Below are 21,283 nucleotides of genomic sequence, written 5' to 3'. Positions count from 1 at the left end.
CTAGACCCGGCGGACCGTGATCGTCGTCCACGCGCCGACGTGGACGCGGTCGCCGTCCTGGAGCGGTACCGGGACGAACGGCTGGATCGGTTCTTCCCCGCCGTTGACCGTCGTGCCGTTCGTCGAGTTCTGGTCGACGACCGCCCAGCTGCCGTCCGGCTGCTGCACCAGCACCGCGTGCTGGTGCGAGACGCCCGGGTCCTCCGGCGGCACCGACAGGTCGATGTCGGGGGTCTCGCCGGTGGAGTGGCGACGGCGGCCGATGGTGATCTGGTTGCCGGTGAGCCGGCGCTGCTGCTCCGGGGAGTACGCGGGCAGGTTCAGGCCCGCGGCCTCGGGGCCGGAGCGGTGCATCATCGCCATGAAGTACTCGCGGTCCGGGCCTATCGTCGCCGTCCACGTCGTCGGCTGCTGCGGGAACGCCGGGCCGGGCGGGGGCGGGGCCTGGGTGGCGCCGGTCTGCGGGTAGCCGTAGCCGCCGCCCTGCGCGCCGCCCGGTCCACCGGGGCCACCCGGGCCGCCGGGACCGCCGGGGCCGGTGTTCGACGGCGGGGAGAGCACCCAGTCGTCGTCACCGCCGCCGAAGGACGGGCCGGGGGGAGCGGACGGGCCGCCGCCCGGCTGCTGCCGACCGGACTCCTGCGGGAAGCCGGACGGCTGGAAGGCCTGCGGAACACCGGGGCCACCCTGACCGCCGGGACCACCCTGGCCGCCGGGGCCGCCGAAGCCGGGCTGACCGCCGGGGCCGGGCTGGCCGCCGGGGCCGCCGAAGCCGGACTGGCCGCCGGGACCCGTGCCGGGCGGGCCGGGAGGACGCCCGCCGGGGCCGGACGGCTCGCGCCCGAAGAGGTCGCCGGACGGACCGGACGGCTCGCGTCGGAAGGGGTCGCCGCCGGGGGGCCCGGAGGGCTCCCGCCGGAACGGGTCGCCGGACGGGCCGGGGTTGCCGGGCGGGCCGGGCTGGCCCGTCGGGCCGGAGGGACCGCGTCCGAAGGGGTCGCCGGACGGACCGGAGGGCTCCCGTCGGAACGGGTCGCCGCCCTGCCCGGAGGGCTCGCGGCCGAACGGGGACTGCCCGCCACCGGGGCCACCAGGTCCGCCGGGACCACCCGGGCCCGACTGGCGCGACTGATCGCCGCCGTAGGACGGCGGGCCCGGCGGGATCGGCTCGGCGGGACGGTTCACCTGGGAGGGACGGGAGCTCTGGTACTCGAAGGAGTCACCGCCACCGCCGTACGACGGGGGCGGCGGCTGGAACCGTCCACCCGGGCCACCGGGGCCCGCACCCTGACCACCGGGACCGCCGGGACCACCCGGGCCACCAGGCCCGCCGGGACCGCCAGGACCCGAGCCCGGTGCGCCGAACCCGCCGCCCGGACCCGAGGGCCCCGAGGGGCGGGGCGCGGCCGGGGTGTACGAGGTCGCCGTGTTGGTCAGGAAGTTCCAGCGGCACTCCTCGCAGAACGGCGCACCGCCCTCACGCGGCGTGCGGCACTGCGGGCACAGCTCGGGCTCGGCGCTCGGCCCTCCGGACAGGTGACGGCCGTCGGGACGGCCGCCGGGGCCGGGCGGGGGAGGAGGAAAGCCGTATCCACCGCCGGCCGTGGGCGGCGGCGGGGGCGGCGGTACGGCACCGGCCATGCGGTGACCGCAGACCTCGCACCAGTCGTCGGAACCCGACTGGTGTCCGTTCGGGCAGGTCGGCATGTCGGCGCGTCCCCCTTTCCTTCCATGTCCCGCAGAGTCCCGCCGGATCGCGCCGGGACCTGTTGGTCCCGCCGGTTCCGGTCGTCCTGCTGGATCACTTCTTTACACGAACAGTCTTCGTGGACCTGGTCTCGAGGGTCATCTCGTCGGCCTCCGCGACCTTCGCCTTCAGTCGCACAGTACCTGTCGTGGCATCGACCACGTCCACCACCTTCGCAAGCAGTTTCGCAGTATCCGCGTTCCCCGACGCACTCGCGAGCTGAACGGCCCTGCCCAGTTTGGCCGTTGCTCCATCCAGATCGCCCACTTTGCGGAGGTCCAGGCCCTGCTGGATGACCTGTGCCAGTTCGGCCTGCCCGGTGTAGTGCGCGACCTGCGGGTTGATCGAGGTGGAGGCGGCCATGTCGTCGGTCCACACGGCCCGTACGAGGCCCTGCGCGCCCAGGTTCTGCACGCTGCCTCCCCCACTCTCGGCTCCGCTCGAGCGGGTGGTGCCCCCAGGCTGCGGGATGACCAGGGAGACGCGGGCGGCCAGCATCTCCTGGCCGACGCCGGCGACCGGGACCTCGACGCAGACGTGGTAGTCGCGGGACTCGTCGCCCCAGGAACCGGTGGGATAGTCCCCGGAGCGGGGGCCGGACTCGGTGCGGCGGTCGGTCAGCTCCTCGACCGTCGGCGCGACCTGCTTGACGAACTTGACGGCGGTGCCGACCGGGGTCCACAGCCGCAGGGCGACGTCCGCGACCTCCTTGCCCATCGCCGTCTCCATCATCTGCGTGAAGTCGGCGGCGAGGCCGGCCGGGTCGGCGACGATGTCGGCGGTGCCGAGGAGCGCGGAGGCGATCCCTGTGACCTCTTTCACTTCCCAGTCGGTGCCCACGCCCCGGGCGTCACAGGTGAAACGGCCGGCGCAGGAGTCCAGGGCGGCCTTCAGGTCCTGCGCCGACTCGTGCTCGTTGCGGCCGTCGGTGAGGAGGATGCCGTGGCGGATGGCGACGTCGGCGGTCGACAGCAGCCGGTCGGCGAGCCGCAGCCAGGTGCCGATCGCCGTGCCGCCGCCCGCGTTGAGCCGGCGCAGGGCCTGCTTGGCCTGCTCGCGCGTGGTGGCGTCGGCGACCGCGAGGCGTCCGCCGCCCGGGTAGACCTCCTTGGCCACGTGCGTGCCGCCGATCACCGCGAAGTGCACCCCGTCGCGCAGGGTGTCGACGGCGGCGGCCGTGGCGTCCCGGGCGTTGCGCATCTTCGTCGGCGGGTAGTCCATCGAGCCCGAGCAGTCGACCATGATCGCCACGGCGGCGGACGGGCCCTCGCCGGGCGAGTACAGGTGCGGCGCCGAGACGGCGCTGCCGATGGTGCCGCCGCCCGTGGCGCTGACCGTCACGATCGCGCTGACCTCGCGGCCGCCCTCCGGCAGGTACTCGTTCTGGTAGACGTCCACCGAGAACTGCGGCACGTTCGACTTCGAGAAATTGGCCATGCCCTACTCACATCCCCCTCGAAAAACCCCACGTCCGTGGGGCGACGACGGCGGGTGGACCGGTCCCCTCCGGTCCGCCCGGCTTCCCCGTGTACGAGCCGAGTACTGCTCGCGCAGTGCTCGTGCCGGTCACGCTGTCCTGCGCGACGCGCGGCCTCAGGCCGATCCTGCCCCCTGCGCGGGGGCGGGGAACGGCACGACGGCCACTGTTACGTTGTCGTGCCCGCCGCCGTCGAGCGCGTGGCCGACGAGGACGCGGGCGCTGTGCAGCGGGCGTACCGAGGCGTCGAGGGGCAGCGCCTCGGCCATCTCCTCGGCCGCCTCCGCGTAGTTCCACAGGCCGTCGGTGCACACGACGACCACGCCCGGCCGGTCCGGTTTGAACGCGGCGGTGTGCGGCTCCAGTTCGTAGGCGTCCGCGCCGAGCCAGCCGGTGATCGCGTGGGCGCGGTCGTCGGCGTAGGCCTCGGCCTCGTTCATCAGGCCCGCGGCGACCATCTGGGCGGCCCAGGAGTCGTCCTCGGTGAGCCGGGCCGGGGGCGAACTGCGGTCCGCCGGGACCCAGTAGACGCGGCTGTCGCCGACCCAGCCGACGATCAGCAGGCCTGCGGTGACGATCGCGCCGACGAGGGTGCAGGCGGGGGCGTTCTGGTGCGGGGCGTGTTCGCGGGCGGTGGCCGGTTCCTGGGCGAGGGCGTTGACGGCGTGCGAGGCGGCGACGATCGCCTCGTGCATGGCCTGTTGCGGGTGCGTGCCCTGGGGCAGGGCGGCCAGCAGCGAGCGGCTGGCCGCGCGGGAGGCGGCGAGCGAGGCGTCGTCGGGGCGGGTCGCGGAGGACACGCCGTCGCAGACGATCGCGACGAGCGCGGGGCCGCCGTCGGGCAGCGCGGTGCTGCCGATGCCGAAGGCGTCCTCGTTGCGGTGGTGGCGCAGGCCGCGGTCGCTGACGGCGGCGATCGGGCCGGCCTCCTGTTCCATGTGGTCACGCTCACGGGGCTGGGCGTGCCCGCAGTTCTCGCAGTAACCGTCGTCGTCCACCCGGCCCGCACGGCACGCCACGCACACCTTGCCGCCGACGGCCTCCGCGGCCACCCGGGGATCGGGCGCCTGCAAGGAGTACTCATCCGGCTCGGCGGGCCGATCGAACCGCACCCCGGAGCTTTGCCCTGCGGACGGCGGGGCGGGGTGGGAGGGGTCGGGTGTGCCGGGGTTGCCTGGGGCGCCCGGCGTGCCGGGGGGCACGTGATCGCCGTGGGGTGCCTGGCCCCCGTGTGAGACCTGGGCCCCGTGGGGGTTCTGGCCCACGGGAGGGACTGGCGTGCCGGGGGGCACCTGGCCGTCGGCGGACGTCGACGCGCCCGGGTGCACGTGCCCGCCTGGCGGCACGGGTGAGCCCGGGGGTACCGGTGAGCCCGGGGTGGCGTGGCCGCCGGGGGAGACCGGTGAGCTTGATGGCGCAGGTCCGCCCGCGGCCGGGTACCCGCCCGGGGGCACGGGCCCGCCCGTGGCCGCCTGCCCGCCGTGCGGCGTCGCCGAGCCCGGCGGTACGGCGGGGGCGGCGGCCGGTGGCAGTGGGGCGTCGGGCGGCAGAGCCGCCCCGCTCGGTGACGCGCCCCGCAGCGGGGCGTCGCCCTGGGGGAAGCCGGCCGACGGCGTGCCGTGCGGGCCCGCTCCCGGGAACGGCTCCCCGTTCCTGTCCGCACCCGACTGAGCCAAGCGACCCACCTCCGACCCTGCCGACGGCGCACCGGTGAACCCCGGGCCCGCCGACGACGCACTCGTGACCGGGCCCGCCGAAGGCGCACCCCGGAACTCACTCCCTGCCGAAGGCGCACCCCGGAATTCGGTCCCCGCCGAGGGCGTCCCCCGGAAGTCGGCCCCCTCCGACGGCGTACCCCGGAATTCGGTCCCATCCGACGGCGTACCCCGGAAGTCAGTCCCCGCCGAGGGCGCACCCCGGAACTCACTCCCCGCCGACGGCGCACCGTCGCTCGCCCAACGCTCCGCGCCTGTCGGGGGGCCGCCCCACTGCTCCGCCCCCGCCGGAGGCGAACCGCTCAGCTCCGTCGACGACAGAGCCGCTCCGCTCGCCGGTGGGGTGGCTCGGCGTTCCGACGCCGCTGGCGGCATCGCCCAGGGCTCCGCCCCCACCGCGCCCCGGCTCGGTGCCGGGCCGTTCATCGTCAGGGTGGGACTGTCGTGCGGGTGGGCCGGTGGTGTGGACAGGTCCTGGCCGCAGGCGCCGCAGAAGCGGTCGGCCGCGTCCAGCGGTTCCGCGCAGCTCGGGCAGGTCGGCAGGGCGGCCTGCCGGGGCATCTGGGTCATCAACTACACCCACGTCCGGGGGCGGTAACGATTGGCACGTTCCACCAGGTCGATCCTTTCCTCACCGCCGGTCGCCAGCCGGGCCAGCGTGCGGTACGAGCGCTCCAGGCCGAAGCGGAGCCCCCGCTCGTCCAGGTCGCTGCCGAGCAGCACCCGCCGGGCGCCGGTCCCCGCGCCCTGGCCACCGGAGAGTATCCAGTCCAGGGCGGAGCCGAGCACTTCGGCCGACAGCTGCTCGCGCCGCGTCGCGTCCAGCCCGTACGCGTCCAGCGCCTCGACCTGCGCCGCGGCGGCGGTGAGGTCTTCCAGGAAGGGTACGTCGGACGCGGTGGCCGTCCGCTGCCGGAGCCGGGCGCGGACGGCCGCGACCCGGGCGGCGGTGTAGTGGATGGACGACTCCGGTACCGACTCCAACGTCCTTACCGCGCCCCGCCGGTCGCCCGCCGCGAGCTGGACGCGGGCCAGCCCGAACGCCGCGCTCACATAGCTCGGGTCGGTCGACCACACGAGCCGGTAGTACTCGGCCGCGTTGTCCAACTGGCCCAGCATCTCGGCGCACAGCCCGAGCGCCAGCTTCGGCGAGGGCTCGCCCGGGAAGGCGTCGTAGATCGCGTCGAAGGCGAGCGCCGCGCCCTCCTGGTCGCCGGTGACCAGCGAGGCCACGCCCCGGTACCACACCACCCGCCAGTCGTCGGGCCGTTCGCCCTCCAGCTTCGTCAGGGACGCGACGGCGGCGTCGGAGTCGCCGTTCTCCAGCCAGGCCCGCACCTGCCGCAGCCGGGTCTCCACGGACGGCGCCGGCGCGGCGGCGAGAGCCGTGATCAGCTCGCCCGGCGCGGACGTCAACAGGCCCGCGAGGAAACCGGCGTTGGGGTCGGACGCGTCGACGTGCGGCACGGGCAGCGCGAGGGCGGCGGCGGGCGCGTCGACGGCCTTGACGAGTCCGCCCGGCGCGACGGCGACGGCAGCGACGCCGGTTCCAGCCCCCGACCCGCCGAGCCCCGACCCGCCGAGCCCCGGCCTGCTGAGCCCCGACCTGCCGCGACCCGCCCCGGCCCGTACCCCCAGCCGCGACACCTCCCCGTCCAGCCGGGGGAACAACTCCGTGTCCGTCACCTTGATCTCGGGGCCGAACAGCGTGGACAGCGCGGGTCTGGCCCGGCCGGTCTGGAGCGAGACGACCTCGCGCAGCACGCCCGTCAGCTGCTCGGCCATCTCCTGCGCGGAGGCGAACCGGCGGGCCGGATCGGGGTCGGTGGCGCGGACCAGGAGCCGGTAGAAGGACTCGTACCGGCGGAAGACCTCGATGGTGTCGGGGTCGGGCAGCGAGTCGACCCAGGCGGTGGTGTAGCCCTGGAAGTCGAAGGTGAGGACGGCGAGCGTACGGCCGACCGTGTGCAGGTCGCTGGCGACCGACGGGCCGACGTCGGCGACCTCGGGCGCCTGGTAGCCGACCGTGCCGTAGATCGCCGACTCGTCGTCGTCCATGCGGCGCACCGCGCCCATGTCGATCAGCTTGAGCTGGTCCTCGGTCTGGATGGCGTTGTCGACCTTGAAGTCGCAGTACAGCAGATTGCGGCTGTGCAGATGGCCGAGCGCCTCCAGTGCCTCGATGCCGTACGCGCACGCCTGTTCCACCGGCAGCGGGTCGCGCTTGCCGTCCGTCGCGCGGCGGGCGTTGGCGATCTCCTTGAGGGACTTGCCGCCGACGTACTCCATGACGATGTAGCCGTCGAGCGAGCCGGTGCGCTGGTCGAGGTGCTCGACGAAGTTGTAGATCCGCACGATGTTGGCGTGCTCGATCTCGGCGAGGAAGCGCCGTTCGGAGATCGCGGCGGCCATCGCGTCCTGGTCGCCGGTGTCCAGCAGGCCCTTGAGGACCACCCAGCGGTCGGAGACCGCGCGGTCCACGGCGAGGTAGATCCAGCCGAGACCGCCGTGCGCCAGACAGCCCACGACCTCGTACTGGCCGTGCACGACGTCGCCGGCCTTCAACTTCGGCACGAAGGAGTACGGGTGGCCGCACTTGGTGCAGAAGCCCTCCGTGCGCCCGGCCCGCTCACCGCGCGAACGGCCCACCGGGGCACCGCAGTCGGAGCGCGAGCAGAACCGCTTGCGCTCGGGCACCTCGGGGTTGTCGAGCACCATCTCGCGCGGATCCGGCTTCGGCACCTGCGGCACCGTGACCAGCCCGACGCCCAGCCGCGCCCGGCCCGAACTGCCCGCCGTGGAACCGGAACTGCGCACCGAAACCGAGCGGCCCGTCGACTTGCCCGACAGGGAGCGGGAGAGCCGCCCGGACACCGAGCGCCGCGACTTCGACGACTGCGAGGACGTACGCGAACTGCGGGCACTGCGCGCGCTGGAGCGCGAACTGCCGCTCCCCGCACCGCCCTTGCCGCCTGCCGCCGCGCCCGTGCCGCCGCCGGCCGCGTTCGTGCCGCCGCCCGGTCCGCCGGCCGAGACGACCGGGGCCAGACCGCAGGTGTCGCAGTACAGTTCACCGCCGCCCACGTCCTCGTACGACCCGTCGCAGCCCGGCCGCTGGCACGTCTGACCTGCCTGACTCATGTCCTCACCCCATCCCCGCGGCGCTCACGCGCCGGGCCCCCTGTGGTCTTCGGGTCCGCCCTGCTCCGGTACGCGCGGGGCGGTGAGCAGTTCGGCGGCGGCCCGCTGGTAGCGCAGCACGGCCTGCTCGGCGACCCGCAGGTCGCAGGGCGCGCTCCACAGCATGCGCCGGGCCGCGTCGTAGCGCTCGATGAGGAACGGGTCCTCGGCGAGCCCGTGCCGAGCGACCTTCGCCTTGTACGCGTCGAGACGGCCGCGCAGCTCCGCGCGTACCGCCAGCGGCGCGGTGACCGCGGTCAACGACTCGCGGGCGCGCAGCAGTTCGTCCTCCGCCTTCTGCTCCAGGGACTCCAGGAGCGGGGACAGCCGGTGCCACTGCCCCTGTCTGCGGTACTCGGCGGCCGTCGCCAACTGCTCCTGGAGCACGGTCGGCGGGCCGCTGACCACCGGCACCTCCGTCGCGGCGATCTTCGCCAGCACCTCGCCGCGCGCGGTCCGCGCCTCCGCGAGGGTGCGGTCCGCGCGCGAGAGCACGTCCCGCAGCCGCACCAGCCGCTTCTCCGCGTCCTGACGCACCGTCAGCACGGCGTCGATCTCCCGCCGTACGTCCTCCAGCGCCCGCGCCTCCCGGTCGTACACCGCGGTGTCGGGGCCACCGCCGCCGGGGGCCGAACTGCCCTGTGTCGGCAGCCAGTAGGCCAGCGGGTCGGAGACGACCTCCTCCCGCAGACGCGTCAGCGTGCGCGTGATGCGCTCCAGGTCGTCGCCCGCCGGATGCTCGCCCGGACGCACGCCGACGGAGTGCGCGAGCTGCCGGGTGCGCTGGAGTTCCGCGGCCAGTAAATCGATCCGGGCGGGCAGCGCCGACCACACCGCGTCGGCGGCGACGACCATGTCGAGCGAGGAGGCGTACAGCTCGTTCATCCGGTCGACGAGCGTGGTCAGCGAGTAGCTCTGGCTGAGCTTGTTCGTGCCGTGCAGGGTCGGGGCGCCGGCGAGCGCCGACCCCGCCACCGTGACGGACTCGCCGCGCAGCAGCTCCGTCAGCTCCACCAGATCCTCGCGGCTGGACCAGCGGCGCCGTGAGCGGATGTCCCGGGCCGAGCGCAGCGCGTCGGTGTAGCCGTCGAAGTACGCCCACAGCAGCGTGATCGACGCCTCCGCGGCCGTCCAGCGCTCCTTGGTGACCCCGGTGAGCTGAGCGCCTTCGAGGAGTCTGCGGCCCGCGTGGTCCTGGAGGGCGAGGAGGGAGGTCTCGATGGCCTCGTGCTCCGCGCCGAGCCGCGCCAGCGCACGGTCGACCTCGTCCCGGTCCATCACCGGCCCGGGGGGTCCCGTGACGCCCATCGATCACCTCTCGCTGCCGTGTCGGTCGTTCACTCGTTCACTCAGATCATTCAGGTCACTCACCGGATCGATCGCTCGATCCCTCGCTCGCCGACGGCCGGTCAGCCGGTGCGCAGGTACTGAGGGGCGGGCGGCGTCGACGTCGCCGCGTCCGCGCCCAGTGTCGCCGAGAGCCATTTGTCGTACGACGTCTGCCAGCCGTCCGCCCGGTACTGCACGAGGATCTGGTTGACGCGGCGCACCAGGTCGTCGGCGTCCTTCTTCATCGCCACCCCGTAGTACTCGGCTGTGAACGCGGCGCCCTTGAGCTCCACCGTCGGATCCTGCGCGGCCTGGCTCGCGGCGAGCGCGCCGTCAGTGACGACCGCGTCGACCTCGCCGAGCTGCAACCGCACCAGGCAGTCCAGTTGGTTGGGGACCGTGGTGGAGATGTCGGCGCTCGCCGGCAGCCGGCCGGCTCCGCGGTCGTCGGTCAGCTGCGTGTTGGCGGTCGAACCGGCCGCCGTGCAGATCTTCTTGCCCGCCAGCGTCTTGTCGTAGCCGGTGATCGTCGAGGACTTGGGCGCGAGGACCTGCTGACCGGTCTTGAAGTACGGCGCGGAGAACGCGACGTCCTTGATGCGGGCGCAGCTGATCGTCATCGTGCGCACGACCATGTCGACCCGGCCCTCCTGGATCGCGGGGATGCGCTGGTTGGTCGGGATCGCCTTGAACTGGACGGCGTTCGGGTCGCCGAGCAGGTCCTGGGCGATACGGCGCACCAGGTCGATGTCGAAACCCTCCAGCGCCGCACCGGAGTTGTTCGGGTCGCGGTAGCCCCACCGGTAGCTGTTCTGGTCGACGCCGACGATCAGCTTGCGCTTCTCGCCCTGCCGGGCCTTGATCGCGGAGATCGTCGGACCGTCCGCCGCGGACGGTGCCAGCGTCTGCTTCTCCGGGTCCTTGCACGCCGGGTCGGCCGCCTGTCCGGCCTCGGCGACGCCCCGGCTGCCGGTCCCCACGGAGCCGTCGCCCCGCGACTGGGTCCACGGGAGCAGCAGTGCGAAGGCCAGCGCGAGGGCGCAGACGACCGCCATCGCTCCCACTCCGCCCCAGCCCTTCAGGCCGGCCCGCATCCGTCGCACATGCATCGTCACGCCCCCTTTCACCGGTACTCCGACAGCCTGCGGCCGATGCCGAGGACCGCGCCCGCCGCGCCCAGGACGGCGAGGACGGCCGCGCCCAGCGGCAGACCGCCCATCGCGTCCCGGCCGTCGCCCGCCGCCTGCCTGAACTCGTTCTGCTCGTGGGTGAGCGCGCTCGCCAGGTTGGCGTCCACGCTGTCGAAGCACTCGCCCGTCGCGCCTTTGGCGCCGATCACCAGGGCGAGCGCCTGCTCGTAGTTGCCGTTGTCGTCCTGGGCGCGGGCCGCGGTGTGGCGCTCGCGCCACACCGTCATGTTGCCCTCGGCCGAGGTGACCGGCTTCTCGCCCGCCTGGTCGTCGGCGAGCTTCGCCGCGGCGGCGAGGCCCTTGCCGAGGGTGGTCATGTTCTCGGTGAAGCCGTGGTCGTACGCGTCGAGCGTCAACTCCTTGCCGTCGGCTGTCACCTTGACGGTCTCGGCGCCGCGGGCCACGAGGGTGAGGTTCTCGTTGCCGCGTGCCTTGAGGGAGGCGATACGGGCGTCGTGCAGGACGTTCAGGGAGCGCACGCCGTGGTCGTAGGACTCGGTCAGACCCGCGCGGGCCACGCTGTGGCCGACGACCAGCCACAGCAGTACGACGGCGGCGGTCGCGGTGGCGGCGACCAGGCCGTGGTTCAACACCCTGTTCGTACGGCGGTAGTTGCGGTGCTGCGCCCAGGCCAGCGCGGCCAGCGCGAGGACGCCCAGCGCGATCGCCGCCCACGGGTAGGGCCTGGCGTCCGCGTAGTCGGCCTGGAGGCGCTGGTTCTCCTTCTTGTAGAGGTCCTCGGCGGCCGGGAGCATCTCCTGCTGCATCTTCTGGTTCGCGTAGCGCAGGTAGGCGCCGCCGACGGGGAAGCCCTGCCGGTTGTAGGTGCGGGCGCGCTCGACCAGGCCCTTGTACTCCGGGAGCAGCTTGTTGAGCTTGGTGATCGCCGCGGTGGAGGGGGAGCCGGGGTCGGCGTTGTTCGCCGCGGTGACGAGCTTGGCCGCGGCGGTGTCGATGTCGTCCTCGTAGCGCTTGCGCGACTCCGCCGACTCCTGGCCCCCCGCCAGGAACCCGCCGGAGGCGGTGGTGTTGGCGTCGGCGAGGGAGCGGTAGATGTCGGCGGCGGCCGAGCTGAGCGGCTGGCTCTTGTTGAGGACGTCGTCGGCGGCGGCGGCGCGGTCCGTCATCTGCCAGGCCGTGACCGCGCCGAACGCGACGACGAGCAGGGCGAGTACGGCGCCGATGATCCGCAGCCGGCCCGGCTCGGTCGTCGCGGCGGCGCGCACCCGCTCGACGCCCTCGGCGAAGGCGGTCCTGCGGGCGGGCGTTCTCGGCGACGGGGCGGAGCCGGAGGCCGACGACGACGAGGACGCGGACGCGAGGGGCTCGCGCGGGCCCGGTTGAGGCGGAACGGCCGGCATCGTGGGCATGCCGGAACCCGGTGGCGCCGTGCTGCTCTTCGGCGGGTGTGTCACTGGCTGACCTCCCCCATGGTCATGTCTCGCCGCAAGTATCGCCACAAAGCGCGGCGCTGCGCACCGGGCTTCACTCGATCTTGATCAGATCGCAAGTCACCGCTGCTGTGGAACACGCGACCGGAATCCGTTCGGTTCCGCTCGGACCCACGGCCCGCCTCACGAAGTCGACATCGCCCCCGCCCCGCCGGCGCTCACTCCTCGAAGTGCGCCCGCACCCGATCCTGCGCCTCGCCCCCCGCCCCCACTCCGTCCAGCCCCAGCAGCGCCGCGCCCAGCACGGGCCGCGCCCGCACGACCAGTGCCGTCGCCTTGGGAGCGCGGGCCGACAGCGACTCCCGTACCGCGTCGTCCAGGAGCGTGTGCCCCGCCGTCAGGACGCCGCCGCCGAGCAGGACCGGGGTCTCCTCCGCCAGCAGGTCGAGCCGGGTCAGGGCGACCACCGCCATCGTCGTCACCTCCTCCGCCAGCCGTGCGACGATCGCGCGGGCGGTGGCGTCCCCGGCCGTCGCCGTCGAGAAGAGGACCGGGGTCAGCTCGTGCCGGCGGGCGTCGGCGATCCGGCCCAGGTGCAGCGCCTCGATGAGGGCGGGCATGGAGGGCAGCCGGAAGTGGGCGGGCAGCGTCCGTGCGAGCGCCGTCGGGCCGCCCCTGCCGTCCTCCGCGCGCGCCGCGTGCCACAGCGCCTCCTCGGCCAGCCCCCACCCCCCGCCCCAGTCGCCGGAGATCCGGCCGAGGGCGGGGAAGCGGGCGGTGCGGCCGTCGGGCCGCATGCCCACGCAGTTGATGCCGGCGCCGCAGACGACCGCGACGCCCCGGGGCTCGGCCGCACCCGCCCGCAGGATCGCGAAGGTGTCGTTGCGGACCGTCACCGACGCGCCCCACGCGCGTGCGTGCAGCGCCGCCGCCAACTGCTCCTCCTCCACCGGGAGATCGGCGTTGGCCAGGCAGGCCGAGACATGGTCCGCCGAGGTGACGCCCGCCGCGTCGTACGCGCGCGTGACGGTGTCCGCGAGGGCGTCGACGGCCGGGCCCACGCCCACCGCGGGCGGACGGAACCCGTCGCCGCGGGCCGTGGCGAGGACCTCCCCGTCGGCCGCCACGACCGCCACGTCCGTCTTGCTGTTGCCGGCGTCGATGGCGAGAACGCTCGCGGTCAGGCCCACGCGAGGTGCTCCCGGTTGTGCGCGATCAGCCGGTCGGTCAGGGCGTCGGCGTACTCGTGCTGGCCGATCAGGGGGTGGGCGAGGAGGGCCCGGAAGACCCGGTCGCGTCCGCCGCGCAGCGCGGCCTCCAGGGCCAGGTCCTCGTACGCGGTGACGTTGGCGGTCAGCCCCGCGAACAGGGGGTCGACGCCGGTCACCGGCAGGGGCGAGGGACCCTTCGGGCCGACCGCCGCCTGCACCTCGATCACCGCGTCGTCGGGGAGGAAGGGCAGCGTGCCACGGTTGTAGGTGTTCACCACCTGGTAGGGGCTGCCCGACCCGGTCAGCAGCGCCGCCGCCAGGTCCACCGCGGCCTCCGAGTAGTAGGCGCCGCCGCGCCGGGCGAGCAGCTCCGGCTTCTCGTCCAGCGCCGGATCGGCGTACAGCTTCAGCAACCGCCTTTCCATCTCGGCGACTTCGGCCGCCCGGGAGGGCTTGGTGCGCAGTTCCCGTACGACCTCGTCGTGCGCGTAGTAGTAGCGCAGGTAGTACGAGGGGACTACGCCTAGCCGGTCCAGGAGCGGGCGGGGCAGGCGCAGGTCGGCCGCGACGGCGTCGCCGTGGTCGGCCAGCAGCGCGGGCAGGACGTCGTCGCCCTCGGGGCCGTCCAGGCGTACCGCGGTCTCCCAGGTGAGGTGGTTGAGGCCCACGTGGTCCAGGTGGACGTCCGCCGGTTCGACCTCCAGCAGCGCGGCGAACTTCCGCTGGAAGCCGATGGCCACGTTGCACAGTCCGACGGCCTTGTGGCCGGCCTGGAGCAGGGCGCGGGTGACGATGCCGACCGGGTTGGTGAAGTCGATGATCCAGGCGTCCGGGTTGGCGCGGCGGACGCGTTCGGCGATCTCCAGGACGACCGGGACCGTGCGCAGCGCCTTGGCCAGGCCGCCCGCGCCGGTCGTCTCCTGGCCCACGCAGCCGCAGTCCAACGGCCAGGTCTCGTCCCGCTCGCGGGCGGCCTGGCCGCCGACGCGCAGCTGGAGCAGGACGGCGTCGGCGCCGTCGACGCCGGCGTCCAGGTCGGACGTGGTCACGATCCGGCCGGGGTGGCCCTGCCGGGCGAAGATGCGCCTGGCCAACCCGCCCACGAGTTCGAGGCGTTCGGCCGCCGGGTCCACGAGGACCAGCTCCTCCAGGGGGAGCGTGTCCCTCAGACGCGCGAAGCCGTCGATGAGTTCGGGGGTGTAGGTCGAGCCTCCGCCGACCACGGTGAGTTTCATGTGCGGTTCAACCCTTCACTCCGGTCAGGGTGACGCCCTCGACGAACGCCTTCTGCGCGAAGAAGAACACGAGGATCACGGGGGCCATGACCAGCACGGTGGCCGCCATGGTGAGGTTCCAGTCGGTGTGGTGGGCGCCCTTGAAGGACTCCAGGCCGTAACTCAGTGTCCACGCACCGGGGTTCTCCGAGGCGTAGATCTGCGGTCCGAAGTAGTCGTTCCAGGCGTTGAAGAACTGGAACAGGGCGACGGCGGCGATGCCGGGCCTGGCCATCGGCAGCACGACCTTCACCAGGGTGCGCAGGTCGCCGCAGCCGTCCACCTTCGCGGCGTCCACGTACTCGTTGGGGATGGTCATCAGGAACTGCCGCAGCAGGAAGATGGAGAACGCGTCGCCGAACGCCAGCGGGATGATCATCGGCCAGAGCGTGCCCGACAGGTCGAGCTGCTTCGCCCAGAACAGGTACATCGGGATGACGACCACCTGCGGCGGCAGCATCATCATCGAGATCACCAGCATGAGCGTGAGATTCCGGCCGCGGAAGCGGAACTTGGCGAGCGCGTACGCCACCGGGATCGACGACACGACCGTCAGCACGGTGCCGAGACCGGCGTAGAGCAGCGTGTTCTTCCACCAGGTGAGGAAGCCCGGGGTGTCGAAGACCTTGCGGTAGTTGGCCCATTCCCAGGTGTGCGGGACCAGGTCCCGGCTGAGCGCCTGCGAGTCGCTCATCAGCGACGTCAGGAAGACGAACACGAACGGCAGGGTGAAGAACAGGGCCGCCGCGACGCCGAGGGAGTGCACCGCGATCCATTCCAGCACCGCCCTGCGGCGGGCCGTGCGCTCGGCCGGCGAGGCGGGGGCCGGCGACTCCACCGGCCGTTCCAGTACTTGGGTCATGTCAGTCACCTGCCTGGATGAGACCGCCCCGGCGCCGCATCAACAGCGCGGTGAACGCCATCGACAGGGCGAACAGGACCAGGGCGACGACACAGGCGGAGCCGTAGTCGAAGCGCTGGAAGCCGAGGTTGTAGACGAGTTGGGGGAGGGTGAGCGTGGAGTGCTCGGGGTAGCCGGGCTCGAACATGGTGCCCGCGCCCTGGATCACGCCCGAGGCGACCTTCCCGGCGACCAGGGGCTGGGTGTAGCACTGCATCGCCGCGATCACGCCGGTGACGACGGCGAACATGATGATCGGCGAGATGTTGGGCAGCGTGACGAACCGGAACCGCTGCCACGCCGACGCGCCGTCCAACTCGGCTGCCTCGTACTGCTCCTTGGGGACGTCGAGCAGCGCGGCCATGAAGATGACCATCAGGTCGCCGACGCCCCACAGGAACATCAGGGTGAGGGCCGGCTTGGACCAGCTCGGGTCGTTGAACCAGCCCGGGGCCGGGAGGCCGATCCGCTCCAGGATCGAATCGACCGGTCCCGTACCGGGGTTGAGGAGGAACGCGAACGCCATGGTCGCGGCGACCGGCGGGGCGAGGTAGGGCAGGTAGAAGAGGGTGCGGAAGACGCCCGTAGCCGTCTTGATCTTCGTGATGAGCATCCCGATCCCGAGCCCGAACAGGACCCGGAGGCTCACCATGATCACGACCAGCCAGAGGGTGTTGCGCAGGGCGGGCCAGAAGAAGGGGTAACTCTCGAAGACGTACGTCCAGTTCTTCGTCCCGGCCCAGGTCGGCGGCCGGAAGCCGTCGTAGTGCATGAACGAGAAGTAGACCGTCGAGATCATCGGGTACGCGAAGAAGACCGCGAAGCCGATCAGCCAGGGCGAGAGGAACGCGAGGGTGCGCAGCGTCTGCCGCCGGTGCTTGGCGGCGAGACCGGACCGCCGTCCCGCCGCCGTCGAGGTGAGGGCGCTCATGGTCACTTCGCCTGCGCGATGTCCGTGTCGATCTGCGCGGCGGCCTTCTTCAGGCCCGCCGCCAGGTCGGTGACCTTGCCGCTCTCGTAGTCGTAGCCGAGCTGCTGGACGGTGGTGAGGTAGACGCCGCCGTTGACGGAGGCGGGCGAGGTGGTCGAGTACGGGTTCGCCGCGATGTCCAGGAACGTCTTGAAGCGCGGGTCGTACGTCAGCTTCGGCGACTTCAGGGCCTCCAGCGTGGAGGGCACGTTGTGGATGGCGTTGGAGAAGCCGACCACCGCGTCGGTGTCCGTGGTGATGTACTTGACGAACTCCCAGGCCGCGTTCTGCTTCTGGCTGGTGGCGGCGATGCCGGCGATGGTGCCGGTGATGTAGCCCTTGCCGTACTGGTCGGCCCGGTCGTCGGGGACGGGCAGCGGGGCGACGCCGATCTCGAAGCCGGGCTTCGCGTCCAGCGCCATGCCGAGCCGCCACTCGCCGTCGAGCTGCATGGCCACCTGCCCGGTGTGGAAGGGGTGCTTGGGACCCCACTCGTCGCCGAGCCCGGCGCGGAACTTCTCCAGCTTCTTGAAGCCGCCGAGCGCGTCGACGAGCTTCTTCTGGAGCGTGAAGGCGCCGGAGACGGCCGGGTCGGTGGCGATCGTCGACTTGCCGGACGCGTCGAAATAGGTCGGGGAGAACTGGCCCATGTAGTGCTCGGTGGTCGTCTCCCAGCCGTGGTAGTTCGGCATGAACCCGAGCTGCTTGTACGTGTCGCCCTGGGTGATCGTCAGTTTCTGCGCGTCCGCCTCGAACTCGGACCAGGTCTTCGGCGGGCCGGTGATGCCGGCCTTCTCGAACGCGGTCTTGTTGTAGTAGAGCCCGTAGGCGTCGCCCAGCAGCGGGACGGCGCAGCGGTCGCCCTGGTACTGGGTGTACTCGTTCATCGCCTTCGGGAAGGTCTTCTCCGGATCGACGCCCGCCTTCTCGAAGAAGGGGTCGAGGTCGACCAGCGCGCCCGACGTGCAGAACTTGCCGACGTTGTTGGTGGTGAACGACGAGATCACGTCGGGGGCCTTCGTACCGCCCGCGCGCAGCGCCTGGTTGATCTTGTCGTCGGTCATGTTGCCGACCACGTTCACCTGGATGTTCGGGTGCGCCTTCTCGAAGCCGGCGACCAGGTCCTTGACGGCCTTCACCTCGTTCGGCGCGCTCCAGGCGTGCCAGAAGGTGATGGTCTGCTGCTCGGACGCGTCGTCCTGCGCGCCGGTGGCGGCCTGACCGGTACAGGCGGTGGCGGTCAGGAGCAGGGCCGTCGAGGCGGTGAGGGCGAAAGCCGCCTTTCGGACGGCTGAAGGGGTGCGTGCGGACATGACGGGGCCTCCCTGGGGCGGGGCGAAGGGGTGAGGTGAGGGGGGTGACGTGGAAGGGGTGTTGCGAAGGGGACCGGTGTCACCCGGAGGGGATCAGCGCGAGGTGTCGAAGACCTCGTCGCGGGCAGCCGCCAGCGCGCTCTCCAACGCGCCGCGCAGCACGGGCCGTTCGGTGACGCCGCCGACGACGAGCCGCGGCCGGGAGGCGGCGAGTTCCGCCAGCTCCGACTGGACGAGGGAGCGCAGGAGTTCGCCGCCGGCGGTCAGCGACGCGCCGCTGAGGACGACGAGTTCGGGGTCGAGGACGGAGACGAGGGAGGCGAGACCGGTCGCGAGCCGGGTCGCGTAGGCGCGCAGCAACTCCGCGTACGGGCCCCGGTTCTCGGCCGCGGCCCGCTCCACGAGGGCGGCGGCGACCTCGGCGTACGGCCCCGAGGGGATGTCGCCGATGCCGAGCTCGCGAGCGAGCCGGGGAACGGCCTGGGAGCCGGCGAGCTCCTGGTAGCCGCCGCTGTTGGCCTTGGTCACCTGGCGCACCAGGGGCGCGCCGGGGACCGGCAGGAAACCCACTTCCCCCGCGCCGCCGGTCCAGCCGCGGTGCAGCCGCCCGCCGAGGACGAGGGCCGCGCCGAGGCCGCCCTCGTTCCACAGCAGCACGAAGTCCTCGTGCCCGCGGGCCGCGCCGAGCCGCTGTTCGGCGACGGCGACGAGGTTGACGTCGTTCTCGTACTCGACGGGCATCGGCAGCGCTGCGGCGAGGTCGTCGAGCAGCGCGGGGGAGTGCCAGCCGGGCAGGTGCGAGGCGTAGCGCAGCCGGCCGGTGGTGGGGTCGAAGGCGCCCGGGGTGGCGACGACGAGCCGCCGCACGTCGTCCCGGGTGAGCCCGGCGGCCTTCACCGCGCCGTCGAGCGCGTCGGTGACCTGCCGTACGACGGCCCCGGCGGTGTTGCGGCCGGGGGTGCGCACCTCGAAGGCGCCCACTGTCCGGCCCGTGACGTCGGCGACGGCGGCGAGGACCCGTTCGGGGGTGACGTCGAGTCCCGCGGCGTGCGCAGCGGTTGGATCGACCTCGTACAGCTGGGCGTTGGGGCCGGGCCGTCCCTCGGTGGTGCCGCTCGCCAGGACCAGCCCCGCCGCCTCCAGGCGGGCCAGCAGCTGGGAGGCGGTCGGCTTGGACAGGCCGGTGAGCTTGCCGATCCGGGTGCGGGAGAGGGGCCCGTGCTCCAGCAGGAGGTCCAGGGCGGCGCGGTCGTTCATGGCGCGCAGGACGCGCGGGGTGCCCGGCGTGCCGGCGGTTCCTGCCATGGGGTCTGCACCTGCCTCTCGGCTGCCCAGCTTTTCAGTGATCGCGGAGGGAAGTCCATGCGGGGGCCGCACCTGGGCCCTCCGGAGAACTGTTAGGAAAGTTTCCTATCCGGTGTGGAGGAAGGTAGGCCCGGGGGGAAGGGGGCGTCAAGGGGGCGCGTCAAGAGGGCGCGTCAACGGGGAAAACGAAACCGCCCCTGTCGGCAACGGAGTCGTTGCCGGCAGGGGCGGTGGGCTGGTCGCCCGGGTCTGCTACTTCACCGGAGCCGTAGGCGCGGCCGGGGCGGCCGGGGTGATCGGCGTGGCCGCCTGGGCCTGCGGGGAGGCGGTGTTGGAGTACACCGACGGGGCGGCGACGCCCGCCGTCGGGTCCGCGTTCGGGTCCAGCTCGACGGGGACCGTCGCGCCGCCCACGATGCGGATGTCGGCCTCGTCGAAGGCCCGCTTGATCCGCCAGCGCAGCTCGCGCTCGACCGCGAGGGACTTGCCGGGCATCGTCTTCGCGGAGACCCGGACCACCATCGAGTCCAGCAGCACGCTGTCCAGGCCCAGCACCTCGATCGGGCTCCACAGGAGCTCGTTCCAGGGCTCTTCCTTGCTCATCTTCTCGGCGACCTCGTCCAGCGTGGCCTTCACATGGTCGAGGTCCTCGGTCGACTTCACCGTGACGTCGACGCCGGCCGTGGCCCAGCCCTGCGAGAGGTTGCCGATCCGCTTGACCTCGCCGTTGCGGACGTACCAGATCTCGCCGTTGTCGCCGCGCAGCTTGGTCACCCGCAGGCCGACCTCGATGACCTCGCCGGTGGCGACGCCCGCGTCGATCTGGTCGCCGACCCCGTACTGGTCCTCCAGGATCATGAACACGCCGGAGAGGAAGTCCGTGACCAGGTTGCGGGCGCCGAAGCCGATCGCGACGCCCGCGACGCCGGCGGACGCCAGCAGCGGGGCCAGATTGATCTCGAACGTGCCCAGGACCATCAGCCCGGCCGTGCCGAGGATCAGGAAGCTCGCCACCGAGCGCAGCACCGAGCCGATCGCCTGGGAGCGCTGGCGCCGCCGCTCGGCGTTGACCAGCAGGCCGCCCAGCGCCGTGCCGTCGACCGCCTGCACCGTGCGGTTCATCCGGTCGATCAGCTTGGTGATCGCCCGCCGCACCACCACTCTCAGGACCCCGGCTATGACGACGATCAGCAGGACCCGCAGACCGATCGCGAGCCACGTCGACCAGTTCTGCTCGACCCAGCTGGCGGCGTTCGTCGCGCTCTCCTGGGCGTCCTGGAGCGTCGGGACCGTCACCGTCGGCGACTCCGAGGGGGTCGGGGTCGGCGAGGGCGACGAGCCGGCGGCCAGTAGGACGGCGGACAAGGACACAGCAGGTACCTCCAGGCGATGCACTGCTCCGTCCGGCGCGGCGGGCACGGTGTTCAAGGTCACGGAAAGGTCACCGGAGAGGCAGGACCACCACACTAACGGGGCATTGTGTGTGCTTCGCCCGAATGCGCGAAGGAGAGACCGTGCTCACGCGCGCTTGAACAGGTCGTCGGGCTGGGGATGTATCGGGTGTGGTCGAAAACACTCCCAGCCCGTTACCGGGACATGGTGGCGCGTTCACCAGGCAAGAGGGGAGACTGGCCGCAGATCGTCCCGGCGCGAGCCACGCGCCGCCGACGCCCGAGGAGGCATCCGTGCCGCATGTCCTGGTCCTGAACGCGTCGTACGAGCCGCTCGGCGTCGTACCGCTCCGCCGCGCGCTCGTCCTCGTCCTGGAGAACAAGGCTGTCTCCTTGGAGGAATCCGGCGCCTTCATGCACAGCGCGACCGTCACAGTCCCCGCACCCAGCGTGGTCCGGCTCAAGCGATTCGTCCGGGTTCCCTATCGGGGGCCCGTTCCTCTGACCCGCCGGGCGCTCTTCGCCCGGGACGGGGGCCGGTGCATGTACTGCGGTGGCGTCGCAACCAGCGTCGACCACGTCATCCCGCGCAGCCGCGGGGGCCGCCACGCGTGGGACAACGTCGTGGCTTCCTGCCGCCGCTGCAACCACGTCAAGGCCGACCGGCATCTCGTCGAGATCGGCTGGCGACTGCGCCACAAACCCGCCCCGCCCACCGGCCTGGCCTGGCGCATCATCGGAACCGGCCACAGGGACCCGCGCTGGCTGCCGTACCTGCAACCGTTCGGCGCGGACGACGCGATGGCCCGGATCGACGGCATCTCCGCCTGACGATCCGGGCCTTTCCGTACGTGCTGTCGGGGCCGCCCGCGGTGTCCGCCGGGCCCCG

The 21,283-nt window shown here is 72.8% G+C and carries 16 protein-coding genes; 2 read left to right on the top strand and 14 right to left on the bottom strand.

Annotation, left to right across the window (positions count from 1 at the left end):
* From ACFYX4_RS04650 to ACFYX4_RS04640, 3 genes are all read right to left on the bottom strand, one after another.
* Entirely contained in the window at window positions 1-1,707 is a 1,707-nt protein-coding gene (locus tag ACFYX4_RS04650; RefSeq protein WP_389325706.1) for an FHA domain-containing protein, read from the bottom strand.
* Between the two features lie 94 nt (window positions 1,708-1,801).
* Window positions 1,802-3,184, bottom strand: a complete 1,383-nt coding sequence (locus ACFYX4_RS04645) for a VWA domain-containing protein (RefSeq protein ID WP_389325703.1) — start codon at window positions 3,182-3,184, stop codon at window positions 1,802-1,804.
* A 156-nt stretch (window positions 3,185-3,340) separates the two neighbouring features.
* Entirely contained in the window at window positions 3,341-4,774 is a 1,434-nt protein-coding gene (locus ACFYX4_RS04640; RefSeq protein WP_389326735.1) for a PP2C family protein-serine/threonine phosphatase, read from the bottom strand.
* A gap of 508 nt (window positions 4,775-5,282) precedes the next feature.
* Between ACFYX4_RS04640 and ACFYX4_RS04635 the strand changes: the two genes are divergently transcribed.
* Window positions 5,283-5,537: a hypothetical protein gene (locus ACFYX4_RS04635; RefSeq protein ID WP_389325700.1), complete on the top strand. Its 255-nt coding sequence runs from the start codon at window positions 5,283-5,285 to the stop codon at window positions 5,535-5,537.
* Here ACFYX4_RS04635 and ACFYX4_RS04630 read toward each other — a convergent pair.
* The 11 genes from ACFYX4_RS04630 to ACFYX4_RS04580 form a co-directional block, all read right to left on the bottom strand.
* Window positions 5,513-8,080 (bottom strand): tetratricopeptide repeat protein, encoded by a 2,568-nt coding sequence (locus ACFYX4_RS04630; protein ID WP_389325697.1) that lies wholly within the window; start codon window positions 8,078-8,080, stop codon window positions 5,513-5,515. The genes ACFYX4_RS04635 and ACFYX4_RS04630 overlap by 25 nt on opposite strands.
* Window positions 8,081-8,104: 24 nt before the next feature.
* A complete protein-coding gene (locus ACFYX4_RS04625; protein ID WP_389325694.1) occupies window positions 8,105-9,427 on the bottom strand; it encodes a hypothetical protein in 1,323 nt (440 codons plus the stop codon).
* A gap of 101 nt (window positions 9,428-9,528) precedes the next feature.
* Window positions 9,529-10,557 carry a glutamate ABC transporter substrate-binding protein gene (locus tag ACFYX4_RS04620; RefSeq protein WP_389326732.1) on the bottom strand — a complete coding sequence of 343 codons (1,029 nt, stop codon included), beginning with the start codon at window positions 10,555-10,557 and terminating at the stop codon, window positions 9,529-9,531.
* Window positions 10,558-10,571: 14 nt separating this feature from the next.
* The gene (locus ACFYX4_RS04615) at window positions 10,572-11,999 is read right to left on the bottom strand and encodes a hypothetical protein (protein WP_389326728.1); all 1,428 of its coding nucleotides are present in this window, start codon (window positions 11,997-11,999) and stop codon (window positions 10,572-10,574) included.
* Window positions 12,000-12,247: 248 nt separating this feature from the next.
* On the bottom strand, window positions 12,248-13,219 hold the full coding sequence (locus ACFYX4_RS04610; protein ID WP_389325691.1) for an N-acetylglucosamine kinase: 972 nt from the start codon (window positions 13,217-13,219) through the stop codon (window positions 12,248-12,250).
* Window positions 13,210-14,475: a 6-phospho-beta-glucosidase gene (locus ACFYX4_RS04605; protein ID WP_389325688.1), complete on the bottom strand. Its 1,266-nt coding sequence runs from the start codon at window positions 14,473-14,475 to the stop codon at window positions 13,210-13,212. Before ACFYX4_RS04605 ends, ACFYX4_RS04610 begins: the two co-directional genes overlap by 10 nt.
* A gap of 7 nt (window positions 14,476-14,482) precedes the next feature.
* Window positions 14,483-15,376 (bottom strand): carbohydrate ABC transporter permease, encoded by an 894-nt coding sequence (locus ACFYX4_RS04600; protein ID WP_389325685.1) that lies wholly within the window; start codon window positions 15,374-15,376, stop codon window positions 14,483-14,485.
* A gap of 1 nt (window position 15,377) precedes the next feature.
* On the bottom strand, window positions 15,378-16,346 hold the full coding sequence (locus tag ACFYX4_RS04595) for a carbohydrate ABC transporter permease (RefSeq protein ID WP_389325682.1): 969 nt from the start codon (window positions 16,344-16,346) through the stop codon (window positions 15,378-15,380).
* Between the two features lie 2 nt (window positions 16,347-16,348).
* On the bottom strand, window positions 16,349-17,698 hold the full coding sequence (locus tag ACFYX4_RS04590; protein WP_389325679.1) for an ABC transporter substrate-binding protein: 1,350 nt from the start codon (window positions 17,696-17,698) through the stop codon (window positions 16,349-16,351).
* Between the two features lie 93 nt (window positions 17,699-17,791).
* Window positions 17,792-19,003 carry an ROK family protein gene (locus ACFYX4_RS04585; protein ID WP_389325676.1) on the bottom strand — a complete coding sequence of 404 codons (1,212 nt, stop codon included), beginning with the start codon at window positions 19,001-19,003 and terminating at the stop codon, window positions 17,792-17,794.
* A gap of 252 nt (window positions 19,004-19,255) precedes the next feature.
* Entirely contained in the window at window positions 19,256-20,374 is a 1,119-nt protein-coding gene (locus ACFYX4_RS04580; protein ID WP_389325673.1) for a mechanosensitive ion channel family protein, read from the bottom strand.
* Window positions 20,375-20,688: 314 nt separating this feature from the next.
* Here ACFYX4_RS04580 and ACFYX4_RS04575 point away from each other — a divergent pair, with 314 nt between their 5' ends.
* Entirely contained in the window at window positions 20,689-21,225 is a 537-nt protein-coding gene (locus ACFYX4_RS04575; RefSeq protein ID WP_389325670.1) for an HNH endonuclease, read from the top strand.
* Window positions 21,226-21,283: the final 58 nt, after the last annotated feature.

The sequence above is a fragment of the Streptomyces sp. NPDC002328 genome (genome assembly GCF_042890065.1).
GTDB lineage: Bacteria > Actinomycetota > Actinomycetes > Streptomycetales > Streptomycetaceae > Streptomyces.
Note: the sequence above shows the minus strand (reverse complement) of the source record. Positions and strands in the feature narration are given on the sequence as shown.

Coding starts and splice junctions, on each gene's coding strand:
- ACFYX4_RS04615 (WP_389326728.1), bottom strand. CDS start 11,999: ATGCCGGCCGTTCCGCCTCAACCGGGCCCGCGCGAGCCCCTCGCGTCC.
- ACFYX4_RS04595 (WP_389325682.1), bottom strand. CDS start 16,346: ATGAGCGCCCTCACCTCGACGGCGGCGGGACGGCGGTCCGGTCTCGCC.
- ACFYX4_RS04590 (WP_389325679.1), bottom strand. CDS start 17,698: ATGTCCGCACGCACCCCTTCAGCCGTCCGAAAGGCGGCTTTCGCCCTC.
- ACFYX4_RS04620 (WP_389326732.1), bottom strand. CDS start 10,557: ATGCATGTGCGACGGATGCGGGCCGGCCTGAAGGGCTGGGGCGGAGTG.
- ACFYX4_RS04585 (WP_389325676.1), bottom strand. CDS start 19,003: ATGGCAGGAACCGCCGGCACGCCGGGCACCCCGCGCGTCCTGCGCGCC.
- ACFYX4_RS04605 (WP_389325688.1), bottom strand. CDS start 14,475: ATGAAACTCACCGTGGTCGGCGGAGGCTCGACCTACACCCCCGAACTC.
- ACFYX4_RS04650 (WP_389325706.1), bottom strand. CDS start 1,707: ATGCCGACCTGCCCGAACGGACACCAGTCGGGTTCCGACGACTGGTGC.
- ACFYX4_RS04630 (WP_389325697.1), bottom strand. CDS start 8,080: ATGAGTCAGGCAGGTCAGACGTGCCAGCGGCCGGGCTGCGACGGGTCG.
- ACFYX4_RS04600 (WP_389325685.1), bottom strand. CDS start 15,376: ATGACCCAAGTACTGGAACGGCCGGTGGAGTCGCCGGCCCCCGCCTCG.
- ACFYX4_RS04645 (WP_389325703.1), bottom strand. CDS start 3,184: ATGGCCAATTTCTCGAAGTCGAACGTGCCGCAGTTCTCGGTGGACGTC.
- ACFYX4_RS04625 (WP_389325694.1), bottom strand. CDS start 9,427: ATGGGCGTCACGGGACCCCCCGGGCCGGTGATGGACCGGGACGAGGTC.